Genomic DNA, 14,951 nt, shown 5'->3' on the forward strand with positions numbered 1-14,951 from the left:
GATATCCCCCCTAGTCCTCTGACAGCCAGGATCTTAATAATTTTGCAAATTCCTCAGGTCGATCCTTTGCCAATCGTTCAAGTTGTATTTTGCGATTCGATTCTTCTGAAAATTGTTGTGTTTGTATATCTGGCACATCAGGAATGTTATATTTAATCGGTTCATCTAATTCTTCTTCACGTGAATTTCTTTTTCTTAACAATAAGAAGACTAGGATAATAATAAGAATGAGGAGGACCCCTCCAGCAATATAAACCCACATTGGTATCGTTTGCTTCGGTTCTGTAAGTTCCACTTTGCCTTTAAAAGGCTGCGACGAGACCACGATTTTCTGTCCGATCTCTTCATCCGTTAGTGGATTATTAGCATCTTTGGAAATAGTAGTTCGTACAACACTGCTCAAAACACGTTCGATATCGTTTAACCTCTCAGGTGGTAGAGAATTTGGTTCTCCCGGACTTGGGGGTTCAACCATAACCTGTATCCCTATATCACGGATATCATAGGGAGACTCAACAATTTCCTTGTGAATTCGATTCACTTCATTATTGATACGCTCCTCAATTCGTTCAAAGTCACCTTTGCCTCCGTCTTCACCTTGATAGGTTGGGATATCTGTCTCCCCCGTACCAGTCACACCACCCGGCGGTGCCCCTGTTCCAGTGTATGTTTCGCGAATCCGTTCCACACTCATTTGGATTCCTTCCATCTTTTCCTGATCTACCGGCTCAACGAGATCTTCTTTTCTTTGTTCTTTCGTAAAATCAATATCTGTCGTTACAGAAACGACTACTTTTTCAGGACCCATGATCGTTCCAAGTACTCTCTGGATATCGCGTTGTAAATCTTTCTCGATGTCTTCTTGGATACTTCTTTGTTGTTCATAGGTAGATAGTGTTGTAGATGTGTCACTTGAAGCTTTCAAATCAAAATAATTAAAATATTGATCCATTATGACGATATTATCGATAGGTAAAGAAGGGACACTTTTTGAGACTAGGTGATACAAGGCTTTCACTTGTTCCTGTTTCAAGTTGTAACCGGGCTTTAAATCCAGTACAACAGAGGCTGATGCTGTATCCTTCGCATCTGTTACCCAAACATTTTCCTTAGGTAAGTTAATCATTACTTCTGAACTCTTAATCCCTTCGATACTATTAATTAAATTCGAAAGCTCAGTTTGCATCGCTGCTCTTTCCAAAACACCGAACTCTTTATCCGTCATTCCAAAACCATTATTTTCTCCAAAGAATGCGTAATCAATTGCACCACTTTTCGGTATACCTTCTGAGGCAAGATCCACCTTCAATCCATCTACCTGATTATCAGGAACATTAATCACGGTGCCATTACTCGCAATTTCATAATTAATACCCTTTGTCTCAAGACTGCTCTTAATTTGACCCGTTTCTTCCGGAGAGAGACCGGAGTATAAAGGAACAAAATTTTGATGTGTGAAAATGAGCGTTACGATTGTGATGAAGGCGAAAAATCCGACAAATGAACCGACGATCCGCATTTTCTGCTTTTTTGATCGATTTTTCCAATACTGCGTAAATTGATTCTTGTAAGACATAATCTTTTCGTTCATTTTATCCCCCGGTTGTCATCCACTAAAAAATTTCTAATGTATGGTCATAAAGTTTCTAAACCTCTCGAATCTATTTATGAAGTCTAAAAGATGTATGTATTAAACCTATAGTTGCATTCTCATAACTTCTTGATAAGCTTCTACAGCTTTGTTTCGAACTTCCACAGCAGTATGTAACATGATGCTTGCTTTTTCAGCAGTGATCATTACGTTATGCAAATTATCAGTTTGACCAGTTATTAGTTTTTCTGTTGCCACATCCGATTTCAACTGTGCTTCATTCACTTGGGTCAGTATGTCCTTAAATGACGTGGTTAGTTCGTTACGCGCTTGACTGGGTGTAACAGCTTTCGTTACAGGGATTGATGAACTATTTTGTATGGGTTCCATAATTGAAATTCAACTCCTATTACCTACCGATTTCTAGTGCTTTCATATACATACCCTTTGCCGCATTCATCACAGTCACGTTCGCTTCATAGGATCGAGTTGAACTCATTAGGTCCACCATTTCCTTTAATGGATCCACATTAGGTAGTTGTACGTATCCCTGATCATCAGCATCTGGATGGTTCGGTTGATAGACAAGCTTGAACGGTTGTTTATCATCGAGGACTTGAGTGGCTTTTACTCCATGCATACTTCCGTTTGCCTTCTGAATAAATGATCTAAACTCATTACCTTTCGGCTCTAGGACTACCATCTTACGTTGGTAGGGTTGCCATTCACCATTAACAAGACGGCCCCTAGTAGTATCAACATTGGCAATATTCGAGGATGCAACATCCATACGTAAGCGCTGTGCAGTCAAGGCTGAGCCTGATATGTGCATTGCGTTAAACAATCCCATTTATCTATCTCCCTCCCTTTACCACCATTTTAATAGAACTCATTTTCCCATTCATCCGTTGAATCAAAGCCTGATAATATAGCTGATTCTCTGCCAACTCACTCATTTCCTTATCCACATCAACATTGTTTCCATTATGTAAATAGGATGTATCCGTTTTCGTACAAATTGCATAAGCTTGATTCCCTGAAGCTTCTGATGAGAACGGAATATGCATTGGGTCTGTTTGAAATGCCCTAATGGAACGGTCTAATTCCCCCCGAAACTCTACCGCCTTCGCTTTATAATTCGGTGTGTCAACATTCGCAATGTTTTGGGCGATCGTTTCATGTTTTAATGTACGGTAATTTAATGCTTGTTCTAGTTGTCGAAAAATGTTAGAGGTTAGCATATCTATCCTCCCTATAGTAAATTTTCCTTAAGTGACAAAGTTTTCTATGTTGCTTTCAAAATTATTTTATAGAAATAACAACTTCCTGTCTATGCATTTTCCAACATTTCGATTTATTTCGATATAAAGCCCTAATTTTTTATGAGTCCTTTGGACTATTGTCGAAATCTATTTCATAAGTACTACATTAATAGCTATATGTGTCGAAATCAGACTATTTATAGTATGAAACTAATAGTAACATTGGGAAAGGTTAAACAGTATTAGAAAAAGAGGAGGGGGAAAATAATGTATCCCGACTGAAATCAATGACTTTGGTCGAGGGGTAAGAAAAGATAAAAACACAAAAAATGACAATTCATGCATAATGCGAATTGTAAAATTTACAATAATTTTACATATTAAATTATACATATCTAACTTAAGAGAATAGAAGCAAAAAATTAAGCTAATTATCCGACTGAAAACTGTTACATAAAACGGAACTTGTATAGAAGCAATATTAATCCAAGAGGGTTGTCGATTACGATTGCTTTAGAATACATATGGTCCTGCTGCACACATAAAAAAAGCCTACTCTATGAAAAAAGTAGACTCTTATACATTAAGGACTATCGTGGCTATTACGTCCTCAGAAACGATTTTAAGCTTTTCATGCGAGAATTCCTTGAATTAAACACAATATGAGAAAGGTTTTGATGCTCCTGAAGAAAAAATAACTTTATCGGCCATATACAACTAATAATTACACTTCATTAAGCTTTATTGATTCAAAACCATTCTAACGCCAAGCTTCATCGCATGAATCATCGCTCCGGTGTTAGCAATTCCTTTTCCAGCAATGTCAAAAGCGGTTCCGTGAGCAGGTGTGTTCAGGACAATAGGCAAGCCCCCATTTATGGTTACTCCTTTATGAAAACCCATTAACTTCATACCTGTTTGAGCTTGATCGTGGTACATGGCTACTAAACAATCAAAAGGATTTGTTTTTTGTCGTAGAAAAATCGTATCAGCTGGATAAGGACCTTCTACATTTATGCCTTTCTCCTGTGCTGCTTGGACTGCCGGATTGATCTCTTCAATTTCTTCCATACCAATCAATCCGCCATCCCCAGCATGAGGATTTAGAGCAGCAACAACAATTTTGGGTTGTGTCAAACCAGCTTTCGTTACAACTTCATTTGCGAACTCAATAACTTCCAATACTCTTTCTTTGTTTATGTACTTCGCCACTTCCTTCAAAGGAATATGAGAAGTAGCACGGGTAACCCAAAGATCCTCCATTACGTTCACTTCACCGAATCCCGATTCATAACCAAACAAAGAGGCAAGCAAGTGGATGTCATCTTCGAATTGGAATCCACCTTTATAAAGAGCATCTTTATTTAAAGGTGCGTAAACCACCCCATCCAATTTGTTGTTTTGAGCTAATTTTGTGGCAAAAGTTAAGGTTTCGCCAGTGGCTTGACCGGATTCAACTGAAAGTTTTCCTAGTTCGATACTTGCAGGATCAGTGTTTGACGTATCAAGTAACCAAACGTCAGCTTTTTCTTGTTTAACCTCTTCTATATTATTTGCCTTTTTGTAGTGTAGAGGTTTCCCAGCAATCAGTGCCCCTTGTTGAAACACTCGTTCATCACCAATAAGTACCCATGTTGCTGACTCACGCACCTCTGCTTCATGAAGAGATTTTACGACTAACTCTGAACCAATTCCTGTTGCTTCTCCATAAAGTAAACCCATTATAGGCTTTCTTTTATAAGTCATTCTTTTTCCTCCTATTCATCAAAAAACTATTATCGGGTAAAATTAGCTCAGTATTTCTATTAAAATAGTAATCGTGAAAAAACTGATGAGCGTGTTAATTATCGTTACACTTGAAACAAATTTAGGATCTGTATTAAATTCGATTGCAAAAGTTGACGCATTCACAGCAGTAGGCATTGCGGTTAATACAATTAATACTTTTCTAAGTAGCGGGTCCATCGGAAACATCAATGTAAGTAAAAATGTTAAAATCGGTGCTAACATTAAACGTATGATCGTCACAAAAGAAATACGTTTCCAATCAAGAGTCGAAATGGTAAGGTCTGCAATTTGCATTCCTAAAATCACCATGACTGTTGGAATAGCTCCATACGCTAATAGCTCAATAATAGCGTAAATATTATCTGGAAATCTTAATGGCACTTCTTTCAGTAAAAGCGCTAAAATAACCGCATATATTGCCGGCAACTTTAACATGTTTATAAATCCCTTTTTTATATCTCCTTTTTTTCTAGCTGCATAATACAAACCTATTGAATTTAAGGCGATGGTTTGCAAAACGAAAAATGAAATTGCAAAATGAAATGCCTTTTCCCCGTAAGCAAATAAAATAATCGGAGACCCGAAGTTTCCTGCATTCATAAATACGGTTGATAGAATAAACGCACTTTCTGTATCCGCGTTGAAATGTTTCATTTTCACGTATAGTTTAATTATTAGAATCGTCACTAATATTAAAAGTGCATCAAAAACGACCATATACAAGTATTGTTGATCAAATTTAGTTTCATATAAAGATTGAAAAACGAGACAAGGAACAAAAATATATACAGCAATCGTTGATATTGACCTTATATCTAAATTCCTTCGTTTTTGAATAAAGAATCCAGACAAAAAGACGAGTAATGCAGGAAAAATAACTTGAATAAAAATATTCATATTCAAATTCCTTCTATCATTTGATATCAGAGGACTAGGATTCTATCATCTTGTTAAAAACTAGTTATCACCGTTCGTACCTAACTAGCAAGAAAATCACTATCCTGTTCCTGCCTCTTTTTCTTCTTTACTACATTAATGATCATTGGCGAGATGACAAATAATACAATCATTGATAATAAAGTTATCGTAATCGGACCTCTAACAAATATACTCGGGTCTCCGTTACTCATAGAAAAGGATTGACGAATAGCCGTCTCCAACATTGGCGTTAGAACAAAAGCCAACACTAACGGCGCGATCGGATAATGATAGCTAATTAAAAGAAAAGCAATTACACCAGCGGCCAACATAAGCCAAACATCAAACATGTTATTCCGTGCGCTATATGCCCCTAAAACACATAGTACAGTTATAATCGGAATTAAAATGGCATTCGGTATACGAATAAAATGTATCAGCAAAGGAATAATCGCCAGCGACGCAAGCAAGCTAATGAGATTCCCGATGTACATTGAGGAGATCAACCCCCAGACAAAATCGGGATTATTTTGAAACATCAACGGCCCAGGTTGTAATCCCCACATGATTAATCCGCCCAATAGTACTGCCGTCGTTCCAGAACCGGGGATTCCCAGTGAGAGCAAGGGTGCAAAAGCACCAACGGCCGTCGAATTATTTCCGGATTCTGCTGCCGCTACACCCTCGATGGCCCCCTTCCCCATTTGACCCTTATTCTTCCCTACTCGTTTCTCCAATATATAGGAAAACATAGACCCCGTCGTTGCACCCGCACCCGGCAAAATACCGACAAAACTTCCAAGCAGACCTGTTCGAATAGACGGAGCGATGATCCTTTTCATTTCGCTCTTATTTAACATGCTTTCTTTTAAAGTAATCTTTTTATTAAATTTTTCCTTATTCAGTTTCTGAGTCATCATTTCAATGATTTGACTGAAGCCAAACATCCCGATAACCAAAGGAATAAACGAAACTCCGCCTAAAAAATTCATTGAACCAAACGTAAATCGTGGTTGTCCCGTGGTTATGTCTACACCGATGGTTGCAATTAAAATCCCGATAAAGGTGGTGATTAATCCTTTTCTTGGATTTTCTCCAAACAGCCAACCAATGGAGCATAAGGCTAATAGTATAACGGCAGCGATTTCCGGCGGGCCAAACGCTAAACCGATTTTAGCCAAAAATGACCCCATAAAGGTTAGAATAATAATGCCGATCGTTCCGCCTATAAAAGAAGACATATTTGATGTAAATAAAGCTTTTCCAGCTAACCCCTTTTTCGTCAGTGGGTACCCATCCAGGGCTGTTGTGATGGCACTAGATTCACCCGGCATATTGACCAAAATTGAACTAAATGACCCTCCGTACATGCTCCCGTAATAAAGACCTGCAAGCATAATGATACCTGTGGTTGGATCCATTTGGAACGTTAAAGGCAAGAGTAAAGCTACACCTGTTACTGAACCCAAACCGGGAAGTCCCCCCACAACAATACCCAGAAGTGCACCGGCAATAGCAGCTAAAACATTTTCAAATGAAAGAGCAACAGTAAAACCTTCAAAAAGAAACTGGAAAACTTCCATACGATCACTTCCTTTCAGTTATATTCCTAAGTAGCCTACAGGGAATGGGACATGAAGAAAAAGTTTAAATACAATGTAAATGACACCAGTTGTGCATATTCCTAGAGTTGCGGATCGATAAATTGTAAATTTCTCCAGAAAAAAGAGCCAAGCTATCATAAACAAACCAAGGGCTGCAATCATTCCAACAATGTTAATAGCAAAAAATAACAAAATAGTGGCTATGATCGGGAATAGGTGTTTTCTTTCAAACCGAACCGACGTATCCGTGTTCTTTATCGCTTCGTATATACATAACAAAGCACATAGTACACCTATGATAACTGGAAGGAAACCACCACCTGGGCCTTTGTTGACCCAAAAACCATACTGAAACCATCCTTGATAAGCACAGTAAGTTCCAATTATAGCAACTATTAAAGGAATAATTCTGCTCATCCTACACCTCCATATCACCTGTTATTTTTAAGCAACAGGGTTTTTGGTAAACTAGAATTATTTAAGGGTTCCGATTTCTCTATGAAGTTCTAAATATTGATCCAGTACATCCTTAAAAAACTTTTCACTTTCTTCAGAACCTTTATAGACGCTATCTAAGTTGAACTTATTAATGTAATCTTCCTGCCAGGCTTTCGATTCACTGACTTTCTTTAAAACGCCCTCCCAATATTTAACCGCTTCCTCAGGCATTTCCGGCGGGCCAACGAATCCGCGGAACATGACAACTTGAACTTCAGGCTGCCCTAATTCCGTGAATGTAGGGACTTGATCAAGCGGTTTTCCTAACCTTTCCTCCGAAGAAGTAGCCAAAGCTTTTACTTTCCCTGCCTTGATCTGGGCCATGATTTCGTTTGGATTCGTAATGACTACATCTACATGCCCTCCTAGCAATGCAGCAGTCGTCTCACCACCACTTTTAAACGTTACATATTTCAATTTCGTTCCATAGTGCTTATTAATTAGATGGAAAAGTAAATGATCTTCATTTCCGATGCCCGATCCACCAACTGTAACCTGATTCGGGTTTTCCTTAGCTGCTTTAACCAAAGCTTCAAAACTATCATATTTGCTATCCGCAGCAACAGCAACTAAGAAGGAATCTAACGCCATGGTAGCAATCGGAGTTAGATCCTCTAACCTAACTTCTGCATCATTTATAATGGTACCAGCCTGTTGACCAGGAGCCCACGTCATGAGTGTATGAGGATCGCCTTGTTTACTATAAGTATAAGTATTACCAATTGCACCGGAACCACCTGGTTTATTGACAACCAAAACATTTTGATCTACTAGGTTTTTATCTTTAATGACTTTTGCCAATACCCGGGCAATCACGTCACTTCCACCACCGGCACTGTAAGGCACAACAATTTCAATATCTCTTTTTGGGGAGAATTCTTTTTTTGAGCTATCGGCACTTTGATTAGAAGCTCCCTTACTTGAACATGCCGCTAGTAAAGAAACAGAAAGAATCGTTACTAATAGGATACTTAGAAATTTTTTCATTAAACTCATGTCCTCCTTTTATAAGCTATCGTACAACTCTTCATTTAAACCACCGTTATGATTTTACAAAAACAGTTTTAATAGAGGTAAAGAATTCGATTGCTGCTTGACCTTGCTCACGGGAATGAGAGCTTGATTGCTTCATACCTCCGAATGGAGCTTGTAGTTCTACGCCTGCACTTTCCGCATTAATCCGAACAAGTCCAGCATCCATTTCTTGGATAAAAGATAGCATTTTATTAATATTTGTTGTAAAGATAGAAGCACTCAGTCCAAACTTAACGTCATTGGCAACGTCTAATGCTTCTTCGACAGTCTCAACTTTAATTAACACCAGTACCGGCCCGAAAATTTCTTCTTGAGCAATGACCATGCTGCTTGTTACATTTTCAAATACTGTCGGCTGTACATAGAAACCATTCTCTAATTCTTCTTCCTCGTGTTTATTTCCACCACATAGAAGAGTTGCCCCTTCTTTCTTTCCTTGTTGAATATAAGAAAGTACATTATTTAACTGATTTTCACTTGCACAAGGTCCCATCCAAGTTTCTTCACGAAGTCCGTCTCCTATCTTTAATTGTTTTACTTTTGAAAGTAATTTTTCTTTGAAAATTTCATACACACTGCTTTGTACAATAACACGGCTTGTTGCTGTACATTTTTGTCCAGTAGAACGAAGCCCGCCACTAATTGTTGCATCTACAGCTAAATCAAGATCGGCATCTTCTGCAACAATTACTGGGTTTTTACCTCCCATTTCCAATTGATACTTTGCTCCACGAGCTAAAGCACCTTGACCAACAACCTTACCTACTTGGTCAGAACCGGTGAATGTGATTCCACTAATGTCTGGATGATTAATAATGCCTTGACCAATCACTGACCCTGGTCCTGTTACCATGTTTACTACACCTGCTGGGAGCCCAGCTTCAGCAAAGCATTTGATTACTTCCGCTGCTGTACTCGCCGTTTCTTGAGCTGGTTTCAACATAACAGTATTTCCAAAAATAAGGGCAGGTGCCATTTTCCAAATCGGAATCGCTACAGGAAAGTTCCAAGGGGTTATAACCCCAACAACACCTAAAGGAACTCGTGTTGTAAACATTAGTGCTTCATTATCTGTTGAGGGAATAACATCGCCAACTTTTCTCATTCCTTCACCAGCATAATACCGTAGGATGGCTACACCACGTGCTGTCTCTCCTTTAGCTTCTGGAAGTGTTTTTCCCATTTCTTTTGTCATTATTTTCGCAATCTTATCAATTCTTTTTTCTAGCTCGTTTGCAACTTTAAATAGATAGTCCCCTCTGGTAGCACCTGATAATTTCCTCCATTGAACTTGTGCTTTCCTTGCAGCAGATGCGGCTTGATTTACATCTTCTTCATTAGATTTTTGCACATAAGCTACAACCTCTTCTTTATTTGCCGGATTCACACTTCCTTGTTTTTCGTTTGCATGAGAAGGTACCCATTCGCCATTAATATAGTTTAAGTACGTTGTTACATTCGATTTAACGTTCGAAACAGTCATGCTTAAATTCATCCTTTCTTCATACTGGTTAGAATTTACAACTTTTTTAATGTTCCGTCGTCATATCACTGATTTACTGGTTGAGCAGAAACAGGAATCCCTAAACCTTCTGCACCGAGCTTTGAAGTAACTGCTTCTGGATAATATCGTTCAATCATTTGTGTACCCAATACTGCTCTATGAACCCTTTCCCTACATAAGTCCATATTAGTAGACTCCAAATGCTTTCCAGACGGATAAACATCTGGATGATTACGCAATCCAAATTTGATGTAAACAGGTGCCAAGACTCTGATTAACTCTGGTATTTCGTAATGTCTAATAAAGCCACCAAATCCATCTGGAACTTCAACATATAAATCAAGCGGAAGATCGGTAGATTGGCGAATAGCTGCCAGCTTCGGAAGTGTTAACGCCGTCGGAACATTATAGGTGTCAGCTCCTAAGTCTTGCATTAACTTAATGGATACAGGATTAGAAGCCATCATTTGCACAGAAACTTTTACAATGAAGTTTTTTGGTAGTATCCCTTGTTTTTTCATTTCTTTTGTTAACAATAACAGTCCCTCATCTGCAACTAATGCTCCTCGTAATCCTAAGCTTGCTCCTCTTTTCAAATCCTCTATCGCATAGACAAGCTGATCCGCACCCTCATGTCGAAGAGCGGTTACTTGCCCAGCTGTTGTGAACGGTTGTGCACTAATATCCCAAGTACCTCTTGGTCCAACAAAAAGGCTTAGCTCCATATTTCTATCATTACAAATTTGACACATTTCTTGAATCTCTTGATCTGTTAACAACATAATTCCGCTTCCTTGTGATACTCGATGAACGGTCACTCCTAAGCGATCAATTTCCTCTATAGTAGCTTGTAAAGCACGAGGTCCTTCTACGCTAGGTATTTCGATTCGATATTGAGCACCGTCTGGAAATCGTTTATGAGAGGTTGGCAAATCATATAAATCACCACTAGGATAGCCTAATGAAGATAGAAAATTTTTCGTTGCTTTCATTTTTCTTTCACTCCCTTATTTCCAAAATTCAATCTATTTAAAAAATATAAAAGTCTTAGCTTTTCTTTTACTATCATCAACATAACTAATAAATAGCTGATCGTATAAAAACATTTCGAACAATGTAGATACCTGATATAATAATGATTGAAACAGAATGGCAAAGAGGGGGATGATAAAACCCTACATTTTTTCATCCCTCCAGTTATTTCACCCAATCTTAAATACACTTTGTCATTTAACAATAACTTTCCTATTCTTTAAGTATTTTGTGATTGCTTGCATGATTATGGATTATTTTGTTTACACATGACTTACATTCTTTATTTCCTTCTTTACTTCTACAAACCCAATTTCGCGATTCAGCTCTACACCAAATCCTGGTGCATCACTAACTTTCAACTTACCGTTTACTGGCATTGGCTCATCTTTAATTAACGGATAGTATTGCGGTACAACGCTAGTCGCATCTGGACTTACCATTAAGTATTCTGTAAACGGGCTGTTTACTTTTGTAGTAACATAGTGGTAACTATAAACACCACTGCCATGCGGAATAACTAGCTTTCCGTAACTTTCTGCTAAATTTCCAATCTTTATAAGCTCGGTTAATCCGCCGCACCAACCAACATCAGGTTGTACAATATCTAAATCGCAAAACTCCATTAACATTCGGAAACCGTAACGAGTTGCTTCATGTTCTCCACCTGTGACCATAATTTTATTGCCAGCACGTTTCTTTAAATCACGATAGCTCCAATAATCATCTGGATTGAAACATTCTTCAACCCATTTAAACCCTAACTCTTCGGATTTATCCATTAGCTTCTTTGCATACGGGAGGTCTAATGCCATCCAACAATCCCACATTAACCAGAAATCATCGCCTACACGGTTGCGCATTTCTTCTGCTTGTTTTAAGTTTTTACGCAATCCTTCTTCTCCATCTGCTTGTCCATAAGTTAGTGTTAGTTTTCCTCCGATAAAGCCCATCTCTTTTGCTAGATCTGGACGAGGACCAGTTGCATAAAATTCAATCTCATCTCTGACTTTACCACCAATCATTGAATAAACCGGCTCTTGACGAAGATGTCCTAATAAATCCCATAAAGCCAAGTCAACTGCTGAAATTGCATTCATAACCAAACCTTTACGCCCATAATACATAGATGCTCGATACATTTGATCCCAAATCTTCTCTACATTTTCTACAGGTTGTCCAACAACAAAGCGATCCAAATGGTTCATAATCAACCAAGCAGCAGGATACCCTCCAGTAGAGATTCCAAAACCAACTACACCATTATCAGCCTCTACTTCTACTACGATTGTTTTTAACGCGTTAATTCCAAAGCTAGTACGAGTAGACTTATATTCAGGATAGATACTCATTGGTGTTGCAATTTGTTGCACAATCCAATGATCCTGATCTTGATCATGATAATCTGCACCGCCTCCTTCTATAACGTAAGCTCGAATTGCAGCAATTTTTCGTCCTATTTTACCCATATTCCCAACTCCTTTAATCAATAGTTAGTTTTACAACTAATATAGTAGAGCGCTTTCAATTTTTACTTATTAAAGGTGATACTTGACCAGCATGTGATGACAATCGACGAGCTAAATCTATAATTTCTTCACGAGCTGCTTCTTTCTTCTCATTCCAACTGTTCTCCATCATCGTAAAACTAACCCCAGCAATAACATTGTCCTCATAATTGATGATAGGAGCTGCTACACAATGAAAACCAAGTGATGCCTCTTGATTTTCGATTGCATAGCCAACGTTTTTGACTTGTTTCAATTGGACGGACAACTCCTTCAAATTCTTTAAAGTGTATGGGGTTTTGGGTTCAAGTTGGTACTCTGGATAGATATCTTCGAGCTTATCATCGTCGTATTGTGACAACTGAACCTTTCCAATCGCTGATGCGTAGGCTGGAAACTTCATCCCTGGATCAGTGATTAGACGAACTCGAGAATCCCCTTCAGCTTTTCCTAGATAGACAACATCCCCCCCTTCGAGAATCCCTAGTTGAATATGTTCATTAATCTTATTTACAGATAAAGCGGCCTCTTTGTAAAAAGATTGTAAGATGTTAAATTGGCGAAAATAGGCGGCACTTAAAGAACCAAGTGCCGGGCCAAGTGAATAGGTGTCTCCTTTTTCCTTCACAATCCAACCCAGAGATTCTAATGTATTTAATAGAGAATACATGGAACTCTTATTGATTTCTAACCGATTACATAAATCACTTAAACGAAGTGACGTAGGTTCTGTAGCAATTAAATTTAAAATCAAATTAGCTCGTTCAATACCAGGAACCCAATACTTTTGACCCATAACATAACTCACCCTCTCTAATAAGTTCATTATAATGAACCTAGTTTATTTTTTGAATGTTTTTATTTTATCACATTATTGCGACTATTCAAATCATTTTTAATTTTTTTTGTGAGATTTTTGATATATTTTTTTAAAAATACCACTTTGACAACGACTTCAGGCTGTCTAAAAAAATCTCGACAGCCTTATTCTTCATTGCTTTCTCAATTGTCTGACCCATCCGTTCCCTTTTGTATATAATGTTATCGAAATTATACTTTGCATATAATCATTCTGCACATTACAACAGTTTGAACCGTTTAAACATGGATATCCCTTCTTGTTCCTCTATAAAATCAAAGGCGATGTCCTTATCTTGTATTCTTCCTAGAAATACACGAACCTGAAAGTGCTCTGGCCTCTTGAGTAACCCTCCTTGCTCCCCCTTAAAAAAAGATGAGAATCTTTTTTTGAAGCGAAGCGCGCGGGATCGGTATGGGAGATGAAGCACCATGCTTGCATGGAAGCGACATCACCCATGACCGAGCCCGCAAAGGGGGACAAGAATGTCGCTAATTTTCCCCACAAAAAAAGAACTGACCCCAAAAGGCCAGTTCCCTTACAAAACGACGAAATTACATCGCCTTAAGCTTCGACAACTCATTTAAAAACTTATCATTCAAAACCTTAATATACGTCCCCTTCATACCCAAGGAACGAGACTCAATAACACCCGCACTCTCAAGCTTACGAAGCGCATTGACAATAACAGAACGAGTAATTCCCACACGATCTGCAATCTTACTAGCAACTAGAAGACCCTCATTACCGTCAAGCTCTTCAAAAATATGCTCAATAGCCTCCAACTCACTATATGACAACGAACTGATCGCCATCTGTACGACCGCCTTATTACGTGCTTCCTCTTCAATCTCCTCAGATTTTTCTCGAAGAACCTCCGTACCAACAACCGTCGCTCCATACTCAGCAAGAATCAAATCATCATCCTCGAACGATTCATTAAGGCGAGAAAGAATCAATGTACCAAGACGCTCACCAGCACCTACGATGGGTACAATCGTTGTAAGGCCCTTATCAAACAAATCCTTATTTTCAACAGGAAATGCTGTATGTTCACTTTGAATATCAAGATTCGAGGAAGTCTCCGTAATATTGAATAGGTTCTTTGTGTAATCCGTTGGAAACTGACGATCCACGAGCATTTGTTTCATACGGTCATTTTCAATTTCTTGTACAAGGGAGAATCCTAAAAGTTTACCGCGACGACTTACTACGAATATGTTCGCTTCAATTGCATCACGTAGTGTTTCTGACATTTCTTTAAAGTTGACCGGCTTTCCACCTGACTCTTGTAATAGTGCATTAATTTTTCTAGTTTTTCCTAATAAGTTCATTCTGAACTCCTCCTAATG

At 38.4% G+C, this 14,951-nt stretch carries 14 protein-coding genes; all 14 read right to left on the reverse strand.

Features of this window, described 5'->3' with window-relative positions:
* Positions 1-10: 10 nt before the first annotated feature.
* A complete protein-coding gene (gene fliF, locus NON16_RS14490; protein WP_257350063.1) occupies positions 11-1,591 on the reverse strand; it encodes a flagellar basal-body MS-ring/collar protein FliF in 1,581 nt (526 codons plus the stop codon).
* Between the two features lie 105 nt (positions 1,592-1,696).
* Positions 1,697-1,981 carry a flagellar hook-basal body complex protein FliE gene (gene fliE, locus NON16_RS14495; RefSeq protein WP_257350065.1) on the reverse strand — a complete coding sequence of 95 codons (285 nt, stop codon included), beginning with the start codon at positions 1,979-1,981 and terminating at the stop codon, positions 1,697-1,699.
* Between the two features lie 19 nt (positions 1,982-2,000).
* Positions 2,001-2,441: a flagellar basal body rod protein FlgC gene (gene flgC / locus NON16_RS14500; RefSeq protein ID WP_257350067.1), complete on the reverse strand. Its 441-nt coding sequence runs from the start codon at positions 2,439-2,441 to the stop codon at positions 2,001-2,003.
* Between the two features lie 4 nt (positions 2,442-2,445).
* Complete coding sequence (gene flgB, locus NON16_RS14505; protein ID WP_257350069.1) at positions 2,446-2,832, reverse strand: flagellar basal body rod protein FlgB; 387 nt, start codon at positions 2,830-2,832, stop codon at positions 2,446-2,448.
* Between the two features lie 762 nt (positions 2,833-3,594).
* Positions 3,595-4,599, reverse strand: a complete 1,005-nt coding sequence (locus NON16_RS14510) for a PdxA family dehydrogenase (protein WP_257350072.1) — start codon at positions 4,597-4,599, stop codon at positions 3,595-3,597.
* A 42-nt stretch (positions 4,600-4,641) separates the two neighbouring features.
* On the reverse strand, positions 4,642-5,538 hold the full coding sequence (locus NON16_RS14515) for an AEC family transporter (protein ID WP_257350075.1): 897 nt from the start codon (positions 5,536-5,538) through the stop codon (positions 4,642-4,644).
* Between the two features lie 80 nt (positions 5,539-5,618).
* Entirely contained in the window at positions 5,619-7,142 is a 1,524-nt protein-coding gene (locus tag NON16_RS14520; RefSeq protein WP_257350077.1) for a tripartite tricarboxylate transporter permease, read from the reverse strand.
* Between the two features lie 18 nt (positions 7,143-7,160).
* Complete coding sequence (locus NON16_RS14525) at positions 7,161-7,580, reverse strand: tripartite tricarboxylate transporter TctB family protein (RefSeq protein WP_257350079.1); 420 nt, start codon at positions 7,578-7,580, stop codon at positions 7,161-7,163.
* 57 nt (positions 7,581-7,637) lie between these two features.
* Entirely contained in the window at positions 7,638-8,648 is a 1,011-nt protein-coding gene (locus NON16_RS14530) for a Bug family tripartite tricarboxylate transporter substrate binding protein (RefSeq protein ID WP_257350082.1), read from the reverse strand.
* A gap of 55 nt (positions 8,649-8,703) precedes the next feature.
* Positions 8,704-10,179 carry an alpha-ketoglutaric semialdehyde dehydrogenase GucD gene (gucD, locus tag NON16_RS14535; RefSeq protein ID WP_257350084.1) on the reverse strand — a complete coding sequence of 492 codons (1,476 nt, stop codon included), beginning with the start codon at positions 10,177-10,179 and terminating at the stop codon, positions 8,704-8,706.
* A gap of 65 nt (positions 10,180-10,244) precedes the next feature.
* On the reverse strand, positions 10,245-11,192 hold the full coding sequence (locus NON16_RS14540; RefSeq protein ID WP_257350086.1) for a U32 family peptidase: 948 nt from the start codon (positions 11,190-11,192) through the stop codon (positions 10,245-10,247).
* A gap of 303 nt (positions 11,193-11,495) precedes the next feature.
* Positions 11,496-12,701: an L-rhamnonate dehydratase gene (gene rhmD, locus NON16_RS14545; RefSeq protein ID WP_257350088.1), complete on the reverse strand. Its 1,206-nt coding sequence runs from the start codon at positions 12,699-12,701 to the stop codon at positions 11,496-11,498.
* 55 nt (positions 12,702-12,756) lie between these two features.
* Positions 12,757-13,536 (reverse strand): IclR family transcriptional regulator, encoded by a 780-nt coding sequence (locus NON16_RS14550; RefSeq protein WP_257350090.1) that lies wholly within the window; start codon positions 13,534-13,536, stop codon positions 12,757-12,759.
* Positions 13,537-14,153: 617 nt separating this feature from the next.
* A complete protein-coding gene (codY, locus tag NON16_RS14555; protein ID WP_257350091.1) occupies positions 14,154-14,933 on the reverse strand; it encodes a GTP-sensing pleiotropic transcriptional regulator CodY in 780 nt (259 codons plus the stop codon).
* Between the last annotated feature and the right edge of the window lie 18 nt (positions 14,934-14,951).

The organism is Pseudalkalibacillus decolorationis, from assembly GCF_024609785.1.
Classification (GTDB): domain Bacteria; phylum Bacillota; class Bacilli; order Bacillales; family Fictibacillaceae; genus Pseudalkalibacillus; species Pseudalkalibacillus decolorationis.